General features: G+C 66.2%; 10 protein-coding genes and 1 pseudogene. 6 read left to right on the plus strand and 5 right to left on the minus strand.

Features of this window, described 5'->3' with window-relative positions:
- The 4 genes and pseudogenes from QZY03_RS29635 to QZY03_RS29650 all read left to right on the plus strand — a co-directional run.
- A pseudogene (locus QZY03_RS29635) lies at positions 1–529 on the plus strand (cryptochrome/photolyase family protein); the annotation flags it as partial.
- A gap of 2 nt (positions 530–531) precedes the next feature.
- Positions 532–1,422 carry a deoxyribodipyrimidine photolyase gene (locus tag QZY03_RS29640; RefSeq protein WP_295587599.1) on the plus strand — a complete coding sequence of 297 codons (891 nt, stop codon included), beginning with the start codon at positions 532–534 and terminating at the stop codon, positions 1,420–1,422.
- Between the two features lie 41 nt (positions 1,423–1,463).
- A complete protein-coding gene (locus QZY03_RS29645) occupies positions 1,464–2,609 on the plus strand; it encodes an AAA family ATPase (protein ID WP_295587601.1) in 1,146 nt (381 codons plus the stop codon).
- A gap of 120 nt (positions 2,610–2,729) precedes the next feature.
- A complete protein-coding gene (locus tag QZY03_RS29650; protein ID WP_295587603.1) occupies positions 2,730–3,041 on the plus strand; it encodes a hypothetical protein in 312 nt (103 codons plus the stop codon).
- Positions 3,042–3,454: 413 nt separating this feature from the next.
- Here the strand turns inward: QZY03_RS29650 and QZY03_RS29655 are convergent, their stop codons facing one another.
- A complete protein-coding gene (locus tag QZY03_RS29655) occupies positions 3,455–4,432 on the minus strand; it encodes an Rpn family recombination-promoting nuclease/putative transposase (protein ID WP_295587605.1) in 978 nt (325 codons plus the stop codon).
- Between the two features lie 514 nt (positions 4,433–4,946).
- Positions 4,947–5,243, minus strand: a complete 297-nt coding sequence (locus QZY03_RS29660) for a hypothetical protein (RefSeq protein ID WP_295587607.1) — start codon at positions 5,241–5,243, stop codon at positions 4,947–4,949.
- A 161-nt stretch (positions 5,244–5,404) separates the two neighbouring features.
- Between QZY03_RS29660 and QZY03_RS29665 the strand changes: the two genes are divergently transcribed.
- The gene (locus QZY03_RS29665) at positions 5,405–6,301 is read left to right on the plus strand and encodes a hypothetical protein (RefSeq protein ID WP_295587609.1); all 897 of its coding nucleotides are present in this window, start codon (positions 5,405–5,407) and stop codon (positions 6,299–6,301) included.
- Positions 6,291–9,338, plus strand: a complete 3,048-nt coding sequence (locus QZY03_RS29670; protein ID WP_295587611.1) for a tetratricopeptide repeat protein — start codon at positions 6,291–6,293, stop codon at positions 9,336–9,338. Before QZY03_RS29665 ends, QZY03_RS29670 begins: the two co-directional genes overlap by 11 nt.
- A 408-nt stretch (positions 9,339–9,746) precedes the next feature.
- Here QZY03_RS29670 and QZY03_RS29675 read toward each other — a convergent pair whose 3' ends face one another.
- From QZY03_RS29675 to QZY03_RS29685, 3 genes are all read right to left on the minus strand, one after another.
- On the minus strand, positions 9,747–10,619 hold the full coding sequence (locus QZY03_RS29675; RefSeq protein WP_295587613.1) for an ATP-binding protein: 873 nt from the start codon (positions 10,617–10,619) through the stop codon (positions 9,747–9,749).
- A gap of 323 nt (positions 10,620–10,942) precedes the next feature.
- The gene (locus QZY03_RS29680; RefSeq protein ID WP_295587615.1) at positions 10,943–11,362 is read right to left on the minus strand and encodes an SCP-2 sterol transfer family protein; all 420 of its coding nucleotides are present in this window, start codon (positions 11,360–11,362) and stop codon (positions 10,943–10,945) included.
- Positions 11,363–11,525: 163 nt separating this feature from the next.
- Positions 11,526–11,972, minus strand: a complete 447-nt coding sequence (locus QZY03_RS29685; protein ID WP_295587618.1) for a hypothetical protein — start codon at positions 11,970–11,972, stop codon at positions 11,526–11,528.
- Positions 11,973–12,192: the final 220 nt, after the last annotated feature.

Consider the following 12,192-nt stretch of genomic DNA (forward strand, 5'->3'; position numbering starts at 1 on the left):
ACGGGAAGACCTGCCCGCCTGGTACTGGACCGGCGCCACCGACATGGCCTGTCTGCGCGATGCGATCACGCAGACGCTGGCGCACGGCTACGCCCACCATATCCAGCGCCTGATGGTCACCGGCCTGTTCGCGCTGCTGTACGGCGTGCAGCCGCGGCAGGTGCATGCCTGGTACCTGGCGGTCTACGTCGATGCCGTCGAATGGGTGGAGCTGCCCAACACCCTGGGCATGAGCCAGTACGCCGACGGCGGCCTGATGGCCAGCAAGCCTTACGTGGCCACCGGCAAATACATCCAGCGCATGAGCCCGTATTGCCACGGTTGCCGCTACGACCCCGCGCAACGCACGGGCGACACGGCCTGTCCGCTCACCACCCTGTACTGGGACTTCCTGATGCGCCACACGGCGCTGCTGACCGCCAACCCGCGGATGGCGCTACAGGTGAAGAACCTGACTCGGCTGAGCGATGCGCAGCGGCAGGCGATCCGCGAACGTGCCGCGGCCATCCGCCGCGGCGAAGTGGCCTGACCGTGGTCGATGAGCCTGCCGACACGCCGATGGCCTGGGCCGACGCGCTCCCACCCACGTGCGGCGCCGCGCTGGCGCGCATCGCGCGCGTGCGGCCCGCCGCCTACGCGCGCACGCGCAACCACCTTGACGGCGCGGTAACGGGCCTGTCGCCCTACCTGACGCACGGCCTGGTCACACAGCGCGACGTGCTGGCCGGCGTGCTGCAGCGCGAGCCGCTGCCGGTGCAGCACAAGCTGGTGTTCGAGCTGGGCTGGCGCGAGTTCTTTCGCCATGTCTGGGCGCGCTACGCCCCGGTGCACTGGCACAGCCCCGGCTCCGTGCTCGACCAGTCCTATGAGGCGCTGGACCGCATGGCGCGCGATGCGCGGGTGGCAACGGCGAGCGCCGACATAGCCAGCACGGTCGACGGAGTCGCCACGCCCGAGCCTCCGCTGCTGACCGCACCGCCCCCCGACCTCGGCCTGCGCGTGCCCGACGCCGCCACCGCCGACCGGCTGCGCGGCCGTGAGGTCTGGCTGGTACACCCGTGGGCGCTGCGTGCGCCGCCGCCCGACCTGGCCGACGGCGCTGTGGTCATCGGTCTGTACCTGCGCGAACATCACCAGGCCTGGCCCTGGCCCGCGGCGCGCTGGCACTGGGTGGACGCCGCCATGACCGCGGTGGCGTCCGAGCGCTGGACCGTCGACGCCGCCCACCTGGCCGGCGCGCTGGCTGGCGCGGCGCGCGTGCGCAGCGTCGACGACTCGCACGTGACGCGCCAGCTCCAGCCCGTGGCACAACTGGACGCTGCGCCGATCGTGTTCCCGTCCGTGGAGCGGCACTGCGCGAGCTTCTCGCAATGGTGGACACGCGCTACGCGCGGGCTGCAGCGCGCCGAGGATCTGCTGTGAGCTGGCCCACGCTGCCCGACGCATGAGATACACTTTAGTTCATGCGCATTAATCATCTGCACCTTCGCAACTTCAAGGGCTTTGAAGACAGCCAATTCGACTTTCCGCGATCCGCCGACGCGCCGGGGAGTAACGGCTCCTTTCATCTGTTGATCGGCCGGAACGCCACGGGCAAGACCTCGGCGCTCGATGCGTTGGCAGTGGCGGCCGGTGCCTGGTTTCTCGGGGTGCCCGAGGCGGTCAGTCGGACGATCAAGGGCGAAGACATTCGGGTGAAGGTCATCGACTTCGGCGATACCCAGCGCATCGAACGGCAACTGCCGGTCATCGTCACGGTGAAGGGCGAGGCGATGGGCCAGTCGATCCATTGGCAGCGCATCCTGGCCGGGAGCCGCACCGACACCGCGGGTGCCAAATCCCTGAAGCGAGTTGCCGAGCGGGTCGTCGCAGCGGTGCGCGAAGGCGGCCGGGAGACGCTGCCGTTGATCGTCTACTATGGTACCGGTCGGTCGTGGCAGGAGCCCCGAAGTCCGGTGCGCCCAAAGATGACGAGGGCTGAGATTGCTGCGATTAGGACATCAATGATGACGAATCGCAAACCCGCAGGGTCCAATGGGCAGTTGGCAACGGCTCTCCCCGACCCGCCGCAACCGGTCAATGAAGACGACGAACCGGACGATCTCGCGGATGACTTTGCTTCAAGTCTCGCCGGCTATCGCGATAGCCTCGACCCGCGTTGCAGCCCGCGCCAACTGCTGCGCTGGCTCAAGTTCGAGCAACAGCTTGCGGTCCAGGACCGGCGCGAGTCGATCCAGTTCCAAGTCGTAAAAGATGCGATCCGGCAGTCCGTCGCTGGTTGTATCAGCGTGAACTACCACCTGCGCCTTGGGTTACTGCTGGATATCGAGGGACAACAGCGTCTTCCCTTCAGTGCGCTCAGTCACGGCCAACGCAACATGGTTGCCATGATCGGCGACATGGCCTACCGTGCTGCCCAGCTCAATCCGCACCTGGGTGCGGAGGTCCTCGCCAAGACCCCCGGTATCGTCCTCATTGATGAGTTGGATCTGCATCTGCATCCACGCTGGCAGCGACGTGTAGTGCAGGACCTCCAAGGGTTGTTTCCCGAGGTGCAGTTCTTTGCCAGTACCGGCTTTGATCGTAATCCCGGCCAGCGGCATGCGTAGTCAGGGCTTCCAGCCCTGAGGGTGTCAGGCCAGGATGGCCTGACTACGCACCTGGCGAGCCCAAGTGGCCGGAATCTTGATCAAGGCCCCAGTACCCATTCTCCGCAGATCGTCGGGCATTTGCCGCCGCGCTGGCTGCATCTCTTGCAGCGCGATCGAGCGGGACAGATTGTGCAGGTGCCCGTCAGCCAATCGCTGGGCATGGACAGCAACTGGATACTCGAGCAGATCATGGATACGCCGGAACGCGAATCCGCGACTGGGGATCGCTTATCGGCAGTGTTCGATGTGATCGACGAGGGGGATTATAAAAAGGCGCGAGCGCGCATCAGGGACATTGAGGATCAAGTGGGCCTTTTCCCCGAGCTGCAAGGGGCCAAGTCGATGCTGGACCGACTCGAGATGCTTGCGGGCGATGAGAAGGATCGTTAAGACTCACGCCCCCGCGGTATACCGGCACTGGGTGCGGAACAACGCGGCCGGGCCGGATTATAGCTACGCTGTTTTAAAAAGAGTCAAGATGTTACGAGCCCTGTGGAAGCAGTCGCTCAACGGTTTGCGTCGTTTTGTGATCGCTACGCCAGCCATTTTCGGTCGCGCACGCGGGCTTTGCCCATCCTTCGGCGTTCGCGTGACCACATCGCGAAACCGGGGACCGCGAAACCGGGAACCGACCACGGAGTCCCTGATGTCGCGGCGATAAATTAGAGTCTTTACCCGGTTGTCCGCCGGAATCCGTGGTCTGTCCCTGGTTTCCCGCTGGTTTCCCGTCCCTGGTTTCCCGCTGGTTTCCCGGTCCCTGGTTTCCCGGTCCCTGGTTTCCCCCACGGGCACGACCGGTGCGTTCAGGATGTCCCTGGTTGCGTGCCCAACAACCGCTTGAGCCGTTCGATTTCGGCCAAGGCGGCCTCTTTTTCCGCGCGTTCTTGCTCTTTCGCAGCGCGCTCTTGCTCTTTCGCAGCCCGCTCTTGCTCTTTCGCGGCACGCTCGCACTCTGCCGCCGCGCGCGCCTGCTTCTCTGCTGTCCGCGCTTGCTCCTCTGCTGCCCGCGCTTGCTCGGCCGCTGCCCGCGCCTGGTCGCCCGCTGCCTCGAGTTCATCGAGACGGCGCTGAATGCTGCGCTGCTGGCGCAGATAGTTCTGGCGCGCCTGGTAGGCGTGGTACTCGCGTTCTTTCTCGGAAAAGCCGGTCAGGGTACTCATGGCTTGCTGCATCTCCTCGGTCTGCATCCACACCGGCAGGGCGTCCGCATCGAGCTGCTCGCCCTCGTTGAAAAATCTGAGCCAACGCTCGAGCTCGGTCGCTACGTCAAGGTCCGCGGTGCAGGTTTGACCGGCGGCGAACTTGCCCAGTTCCAGGAGCCAGATACCCCCGTGATCGATCAGCGGGCGACCCTGCTCGTCGCGCATCCGGAAACAATGCCGGTATTCCGGCACACCCACCCTGAGCGTTTCACCCAAAAGCCAAATGGAATAGGTCGGCTTGAGTTCCCGGTACTCCTGACCGCTCGCTAGTTGCGAGGCATAGAGGTCGCTCCAGCCGTAGAGGATGAGGGCCGCCAGGTCCGGCAGGATGAGCAACTGGATCTCGACCTGGAAGACCCGCCCCAGCCGGTCGCGGGCCTTGACGTCGACCACCGAGAGCTTGTCGTCCAGGAATTCCCGCTCGTTGTACGGATTGAGGATCTCGACCTCGATCACCGGAGCGGGCAGGTCGGCACCGAGTACCGCGTTCAGGAAGTGGATCAGCAGCCGACGGTTGGCCTCGGCCCCCAACAGGGCCTTGAACACGCAGTCGATCTTGGGGTCGATGGGGTGGCGCATGACCAGACTATAGCCCAGTGGCGGCGGCGGACCAACTCTCGTGGTGATTCGCGTCGAAGCTCCGCCGGTGGGTAGGTCGGGTTAGTGGGTAGGTCGGGTTCGCGCAGCATAACCCGACGGTTAGGGCGCCATGTCGGGTTAAGGCGCGCGCCGCGTTCAGCGCAGATGGCACGGGCGTAAGGGCGCGCCTGACCCGACCTACCGGCCTGATGTGGGTCGGCTTGAGCGACGATTGATGGGCAAAGCGCAGCGTGCCCATTTTCAGGCCGCGACGCGGTCCGGATGGGCACGCCCGGTCGACGCCACGACAGGTCCGGACCATCGCGTACGGTTTGCCCATCCTTCGGCGTTCGGGTGACCACGTCGCGAAACCGGAACAGACCACGGAGTGCTTGATCTAGACTACGCGACATTGCCAAGCCGCACTGGCCCCTTATCTGCCCGGTTTCCCCCCAGCGTGGAAGCAAGGCCCGAAATGTGGTGGAGACGGGGTTCTGGCCCCGTCTCCAGTTGCCTATTGCGGGAGGGCATGGCGCCAGCTACCACGGCTGGGCAGTTCGCTATCCGCGTACTCGACGACCGTGTATGCCTGGGTGGACTGATTTCTGATGTTGATATCGTTGATGTCCTCGGTCTCGCAGGCACTGTCCACGAACGCCTGTAAGGTCTTTGGGCCGGCCGGTCCGGCTGGCAGACCGTCGAACTTAACGGTGGTGCTGGCGCCTGCGGCGAGGCTCTCCAGGGTGACCCATTTGTCCCCAAAGGCTGCACATCCCTGCGAAACGCTATCTTTTGCCCAGACTTGAAGCATCCCAGGTCGCCCGGCCGCAAGACCCTGGTTGGTGACCGTCACCGCGGCGCTGAAAAGGACTCGCGCTGCCGCGTGATCGCGAATCAAAATGCGTCAATATTGACGTGCGACAAAAATGACGCAATACTATCGCCATCCTGTCTCTAAGGAGCACTGCAGCGATGTCGATAGCACTGGGTAACAAAGCGGAGGGGGCTGCCTTCTTCGACCGGGAGAACGAGCGGCAGGACCTCTGGCGCTATCTGGAGGGGGACCATGTCGTTCTCAGCGGTCCGCGGCGTCTGGGCAAGTCCTCGCTGTTGCAGCGGCTGGCGGACGAGGCCGCCGGACAGGGGTTGCTTGCCAGGCTCGTGGACGTGGGCGGGGTCGACACGCCCGCAGGTTTTATCGATGCCCTGGACCGCGCCTTCCCCGACCAGACCATCGCGGGGCACCTGCGTGGCGCGGGCGATGCGGTCGACCGCTTAATGTCCCGGCTGCGTAAGGTCGATATGACGCTTCCCGGTGGCCTGGGCGGTGGCATCGAGCTCCAGGCCCCGCCGGATGCCGCCTGGTCACAGAGTGCTCGGCACTTGCAGGAGCGGCTGTCCCAGGCGCCGGTGTTGTTGCTGGTCGATGAGGTGTCGGTCTTCCTGGAGAAGGTGCTGGCGCGCGACCAGCCCGACACGGTCAGGTTGCTTGCCTGGCTGCGCGGGTGGCGGCAACAGAGCGGCTTGGCGTGCCGCTTCCTGTTTTCGGGGTCCATCGGGCTCAATGCGCTGCTGGCCGTCCGCTCGCGCTTCACCCACTGGTACCAGCGCCTGGAGCGGGACCTGTCTCCTACGGACCTCACCTTCACCCTGCGCATCCTGGGATCCGTGGCGACCGCCGACCAGGGACTGACCCGCCGCCAGGTGCTGGCGCGCCTGGGTAAGCCGGACCCGGACCGGCGTGCGGCCCGGCTCGATCAGGCCATGCTTGGTCTGGAGGAAGACGGCTACCTGGACGCCTCCGGTGAGCATATCCAATTCCCCTCCTTCATCCTGCGCGACTACTGGCGCCGCAACCATGGCCGTTGACGCCATCCCGCTCAGAGTGGCCGCCGCCGCGGGGGTCGCACTCAACGCCACCGTCAAGTACAACCCCCACCTGTGGGGGCCGGACGAGTTGCGGTCCATTTTCGTGGTCCGCACCCGTGAGCTCCAGGGGCTGCTGGATCGGCTGCGCGCCACCCCGGACGCGCGCGTTCCCCAGCACGTCCTGGTCACCGGCTCACGGGGGATGGGCAAGACCACGCTGCTGCGCCGTCTGGCGCTCGCCGTGGAGGATGATGCGGATCTAGCGCAACGCTGGGTCCCGGTCACCTTCCCGGAAGAGCAATACACCGTCAGCACCCTGGCCGAACTGTGGCGCAATGTGCTCGATGCCCTGGCCGATACCAGGGAGCGTCAGGGTGCGTCGACCGATGAGCTGGCCCGGCTGGATGGCGAGATCCGCCGTATCGGCGAGCTGCCGGCGGACGCGCAGGATTCCGCCGCCTTGGAAGGCCTGGCGGACTGGATGCGATCCAACGGCCGGCGCCTGCTGCTGCTCATCGACAGCACCGACCTGCTCCTGTCCAACCTGGCCGGGGCCGCCGAGCCCGGCGCGCCCAAGGCGGCCAAGGGCAAGAAGGCTGGTCCAGGGGTCAGGGCCGCCAAGGTCGACGGCGGTGCGACGCCCCTGTGGCGGCTGCGCGGCACGCTCTCCCACGATCCGGGGATCTTCTGGCTTGGCGCCAGCTATCAGTCGCTGGAGACCGATCACGCCTACCAGGACGCCTTCTGGGACTTCTTTGAACTGGTGGAGTTGCGCCCCCTCCAGGTCGCCGAGATGCGTCAGGCCATGCTGGCCCTCGCCCGGACCTTCGGTGCGGGGCGCGGACTGACGGGGGAGGACGCCGAGCGCGAGATGGTCCGCAACCTCGACGCCCGCCCCGAGCGGCTCAAGGCCCTGCGCGCCATCACCGGGGGCAACCCGCGCACCACCGTCATGCTCTACGAGCTCTTCGCGGCCGGCGGAGCGGACGATGTTCACAGCGATCTGCGGCGTCTCCTGGACACCATGACCCCGCTCTACAAGGCACGCATGGAGGCGCTCTCCAACCAGGCCCGCAAGCTGCTCGCCCACCTGATGGAGCATTGGGCGCCGATCTCGGCGCGAGATTTGGGGCTGGTATCCGGCATCGCCACCAATACCGTCAGCGGCCAGTTGGGCCGGCTCGAAGCCGAGGGGCTGGTGGAGAAGGCAGCGCTGGCGGGCACCAAGCGCGCCGGCTACCAGGCCAGCGAGCGCCTGTTCAATGTCTGGTACCTGATGCGCTATGCCTCGCGGCGGCTGCGCCAGCGCCTCACCTGGCTGGTGGAGTTCATGCGGCTCTGGTACAGCGGGGACGAGCTGACGGCGCTGGCCCGCCACCGGGCGAGCCAGCACGGGCAGGGCCGATTGTGCCGCGGCGAACAGCTCGAATTCTCCCGGGCACTGAGCTTCGCCCTGCCCGATGGCGATGCCGACCATTATCGTCTGGACTGGGCCGTCTTCCGCGCCGCCCGCCGGGCGCCTGACCGGACCCGTTCCGACCTCGGCGAGCTTTTCGAGCTGGACGGGGAGGATCGGGAATATGCCACCGCCGACGACTACCTGCCGCGATTCGAGGCCCTCGACGCTCGCCTTGCCCAGTGCCCCCATCTGACGGAAGACACCCGCGGGACTTGGATCGCGGCGGTGAAGTCCAGCCTGTCACTGACGCTCCAGGAGAAGGAGCACATTGCGGATGCGGCCAAAGCACTCACGGAGCCGGAATACCGCCACCGACTCAGTGCGCTCCAGGACGAGCGTGAGCGGTGGGAGCAGGACTACGGAGGGGCCGCCGCCGATGCCGTGCGGGATGCCGTGCTGTCCGGCGACTTCTTTCCGGACTGCCCGGACTCCAAGCTGGCCCATACCCAGATCATCAGGTGCTTTGGCGAGGACTTCCGGGCTATCGCGCTCGCCTCGGATCTGTTTGCACGGCATCACCGCGACGCCTGGCTGGAGATGGTCGTGCGGCGTGCTCTGGACCTGGACCCGCAGGTCGCCAGCCTTTGGAACAACCTCGGCCTCTTGCTGAGCAAGCAGCCCGGCCGCGCGGACGAGGCGGAGGCCGCCTACCGCCGCGCCGCCGAGGTCGATCCGAAAGACGCCGGGCCCTGGAACAACCTCGGCCGCTTGCTGAGCGAGCAGCCCGGCCGCGGGGACGAGGCGGAGGCCGCCTACCGCCGCGCCGCCGAACTGGACCCGAAGAACGTCCAGTCCTGGTACAACCTCGGCCTCTTGCTGAGCGAACAGCCCGGCCGCGCGGACGAGGCGGAGGCCGCCTACCGCCGCGCCGCCGAGATCGACCCGAAGGGCGCCGGACCCTGGAGCAACCTCGGCCACTTGCTGAGCCAGCAGCCCGGCCGCGCGGACGAGGCGGAGGCCGCCTACCGCCGCGCCGCCGAGTTCGACCCGAAGGACGCCGACCCCTGGTTCAACCTCGGCTTCTTGCTGAGCCGGCAACCCGGCCGCGCGGACGAGGCGGAGGCCGCCTGCCGCCGCGCCGCCGAGTTGGACCCTTCGGACCTCTATCCAGTGGTTAACCTGGCACGCCTGCTGGCGGCCCAGGGACGACACTCAGAGGCGAGCACGGCCTACCGCCAAGCCGTCGCGCTGGCCCAGGCGGCGGATGAGCAGGGCGCCGGGACCGAGACTCCGCCCGTGAACCTAGGCTTCGGGCATGCCCACCTGCTGCTCCAGGCTCACCTGTGGCTCGGCAACCGCGACCTGGCGCTGTATGCACTGGATCGCCTGACTCAGGCCGCCGCCGCAGGGGATCGGGACGCCTTCTCCCGGCTCAAAGAGCAGGCCCGCGAGTGCCAAGACATCGGTCTGGGGTCGTCTCTGAAGGATCTGATGGGGGCGGGCACTTGGGCGGACTTCCTGCAACCCTTCGCCCTCGCGTTGGGCGCCGCCGCGGCGGATGACCCGGCGGACGCCCTCGCCGGTGCCCCCCCGGAACTGCGCACCCTGGCCGAGGAGATCCTGGCGGAGCTCAGGTGATTTCCGGGAAACGATGTACCAACGTCAACGTGTAGGGGCGACTTTAGTCGCCCCTAAAGCCCCCTACAGCCTCCTGCGGATCGTGCCGCACTCGCACAACAGACGGGAGGTCGAGGTTTCAGCTGAACGCGGCGGCGTCGCCCGCTAAACCTAGAAAGAGCAGTTGCACCACAAAGACACAAAGGACACAAAGGATTTCAATGTGTTGCGTTGAAATGGTGGATCCCCAGCCAGGTGAGGCGCATCATGACATTAACCCATTGTCTTTCTTTGTGATCTTTGTGCCTTTGTGGTGCGAACTGCCGAATTTAGGCTAAGCGTCGACCTCCGGTCGCGTCGCCCCGGTCACCGGAGGTTGAGCCCGCGTGGTACAAAATCGATCGTCCGTGCGCGCTGGACCGCATCGGGTCAGTCAGCCATGCCCGCCAGTTCCGCCGCGAGCCCTCTGAGCCCAATCGCCTCGATGCCGTGGCCCTTCGGATAGCGCTCATCCCCAGCGTAGACCAGGAAGGCGCACTCCGGGTGGAGGTCGTCCAAGGCTTGGCGCAGACCCGGCTCGACTTTCGGGGCCAGGCCGCGCTTGATCTCGATGGCCCAGAGCCGGTTGCCCGGCAGTTCCAATACCAGATCGACCTCGACGCCGGTGGCGGTCCGGTAGAAACTCGCCTGGGTGCGCTCGGGGGCGGCGCGCAAGAGCGTCTCGATGACGAACCCTTCCCAACTCGCCCCGGCCACGGGGTGCCCCAGCAGATCGTCCAGATCGTCCAGACGCAGCAGGGTGTGGACCAGGCCGCTGTCGCGCACATAGACCTTCGGTGACTTGACGAGGCGCTTGCGCACGTTGGCAACATAGGGCGGCAGGCGGCGCACCAGCAGCAGGTCGACCATCAGGTCCAGATAAGCGATGCGTCCGGCGAGGCTCTCGCTCGATTGTTGCAGCAGGTCCAGCGACGCGGACCCCAGCAGCAGAAACTGGCCGGCTGGTTCGCCCGCAAGCACGCGTTCGTCGATGAGTCCCCGCAGCACCTGGAACAAGTGTGGGGCGCGCTGGACCTCGTCGATAATCGTGAGCCGCCCGCGGCGGGTGTCCAGATAACCGCGTGCATCCGACAGTTTCTCAAGGTCCGCCGGGTTTTCCAGGTCCAGGTACAGTGCGCCTGCGGCAGCCGGACAGGTGCGGGCGAGTGTGGTCTTGCCTACTTGGCGGGGGCCGAGCAGGGCAACGGCCGGGAACTGGCGGAGGCGGCGTCCCAGGAGGGGCTGGATTTGGCGGGTGATCATGGTTGCAATTGTGGCGTAGCGTGCCGGATTTGCAACCTTTCATGATGGTGCAATGGCCCTGTGGGAGCGGCGTCCCGCCGCGATGGGGCCGGGCGTGTCACTGCGGCGTTCAAGGTCACCGCGGCACCGTATCGCGGCGGGACGCCGCTCCCGGGGATATGCATCGTTCGGGGCTGATGTTCGCTCCATGGCCATTAGCCGTACGTCGCGGTGCCGCCCGCTAAAGCGTCGGCCTCCGGTTGCGTCGCAGCAGTTTTCTGACGGCGGTCAACCGTGGCGCAAAGCCCGCCGAGGCGGCGGGCTTCCGCCCGGCAGCGGATGTCTCAGGCGAGTTCGTCAGCGCCGATGAGTTGCATCAGGCCGAAGCTCTTGACGAAGGGGTTGGCCATGCGCGGGTCCTTGAGCATGCCCTTGTAGTCGCCGACTTTGAACTTGAGTTTGCCGGTGGCGAAGGCGATGCCCATGCCGGCCATGCCGATGCCGTTCTCGACCCACTTGAGCCAGTCCTTGAGATCGGCGCGCATGTCCCAGTTGGCTTCCGGGTCGCCCGCCGTCCAGGCACCGGCACGCACGCAGGTGCCTTTTTCGACCACGAAGATGCCGCGGGGATTGTCTTCATTCTTGAAGCCACAGTAGATCACGGAGTCGAAGCCGATCTCGGCCAGCTTCTCGCACACTTCGGGTTCGTTGTTCCAGGCGTCCTTGAGTTCGTTCATCCAGTCGGCGGAAAAGAGTTGGGCCATCGAAGTTGTCCTCCAGGTTTAGGGTCGAGGCCGCCGGGACAGGGTTTGACCCGGCGGGTTAGCAGTTCGTGGGGGAGTGCGCGGAACGACGTCCGCGGCGCTCGCGAATTCTAGCAGGATGGGGGCAAAAGGGTATCGAGCAAGAGGTTATTCCGGGTCGCCATCAGTTGGTCGTTGCCGCCTTGCTGTCCGAGGGGATTTCGGTCTTCGACTGGGTGTCCGGACTGATCTTGATCCGCTTCTCGATGTGGCCGCCGCAGTTGGGAAAGCAGTCCTCGTATTGCCGGTCACATATGCGCATATCCGCTCCCAGACAGGTTTCCGGCGGCCGGCAGTTTCCGCCCCCGCCGCCGCGGCACAGGTCGTAATCCTCCTTGGCCTGGGCGTGCCAGTCTTGGCAGGCGCGCTCGCGGGTCTCCTGACGTTGGCGGCACTGGGTCTTAAGCAACTCGCACCGGTTCCGGCAGGACTGACCCTGTGACGCGTCGGTCTCGATCAACCGTTTTTCGTAGAGCCCCTGGCTGCAACCGACCATGAGCGCGAGCAGCGCGACCGGCCCGATCAGGCGGGCCTTGAGATACAGGGCGCGAACGGTGTGCCGCAGGGTCATCAGGAGTCTCCGTGTCTGTGTCGATCGCTGGGTCGCGACTTTACCATAGTCGGGGCCGGCGCCTGCCGTCGTGCTGCACCGGGTCAGCAATTCCAAATTTGGGCGGCACCGCGCGACCTCTGGTGGATGCGGCGCGCGCGACCGCCGTGCCGAGTCCCCGAGACCGAGCGGCGCGCCTTATCCACCCTACAACGGAGCCGGTTTCGTAGGGTGGATAAGC

Source organism: uncultured Lamprocystis sp. (assembly GCF_903933125.1).
Taxonomy (GTDB): Bacteria; Pseudomonadota; Gammaproteobacteria; order Chromatiales; family Chromatiaceae; genus Thiodictyon.

Bases quoted from the DNA above. Each gene is read 5' to 3' on its own strand.
- QZY03_RS29660 (WP_295587607.1), bottom strand. From the start codon at position 5,243: ATGCTTCAAGTCTGGGCAAAAGATAGCGTTTCGCAGGGATGTGCAGCC.
- QZY03_RS29675 (WP_295587613.1), bottom strand. From the start codon at position 10,619: ATGATCACCCGCCAAATCCAGCCCCTCCTGGGACGCCGCCTCCGCCAG.
- QZY03_RS29655 (WP_295587605.1), bottom strand. From the start codon at position 4,432: ATGCGCCACCCCATCGACCCCAAGATCGACTGCGTGTTCAAGGCCCTG.
- QZY03_RS29680 (WP_295587615.1), bottom strand. From the start codon at position 11,362: ATGGCCCAACTCTTTTCCGCCGACTGGATGAACGAACTCAAGGACGCC.
- QZY03_RS29670 (WP_295587611.1), top strand. From the start codon at position 6,291: ATGGCCGTTGACGCCATCCCGCTCAGAGTGGCCGCCGCCGCGGGGGTC.
- QZY03_RS29665 (WP_295587609.1), top strand. From the start codon at position 5,405: ATGTCGATAGCACTGGGTAACAAAGCGGAGGGGGCTGCCTTCTTCGAC.
- QZY03_RS29685 (WP_295587618.1), bottom strand. From the start codon at position 11,972: ATGACCCTGCGGCACACCGTTCGCGCCCTGTATCTCAAGGCCCGCCTG.
- QZY03_RS29645 (WP_295587601.1), top strand. From the start codon at position 1,464: ATGCGCATTAATCATCTGCACCTTCGCAACTTCAAGGGCTTTGAAGAC.